The sequence below is a fragment of the Streptomyces griseus subsp. griseus genome (assembly GCF_000720255.1).
GTDB classification, from domain to species: Bacteria; Actinomycetota; Actinomycetes; order Streptomycetales; family Streptomycetaceae; genus Streptomyces; species Streptomyces griseus_I.
This window is the reverse complement of sequence record NZ_JOJE01000246.1, coordinates 1-213: the sequence shown is the minus strand read 5'-3', so window position 1 is coordinate 213 and position 213 is coordinate 1. Positions and strand designations below refer to the sequence as shown.

At 68.5% G+C, this 213-nt stretch carries 1 pseudogene; it reads right to left on the bottom strand.

What is annotated here, in order from left to right:
* Positions 1-213, bottom strand: a pseudogene (locus IG99_RS43985) (RICIN domain-containing protein); the annotation flags it as partial.

Below are 213 nucleotides of genomic sequence, written 5' to 3'. Positions count from 1 at the left end.
CGAGTGGCCGGAGACGCCGACGCCGACCGCTGTGTTGATGTGGCCGGCCAGCGGGTCGCCGGCCGTGTTCAGGGCGAGGGTCCGGGTGATGACCTCGGATACGTCCTTGGACTGGTTGCCGTTGTAGACGTCTCCGCCGTTGAGGTTGGCGAAGTGGGGGGCGGGGACGATGAAGCCGGCCTCGGCCAGGGGGCGGATGATCGCCAGTGACTT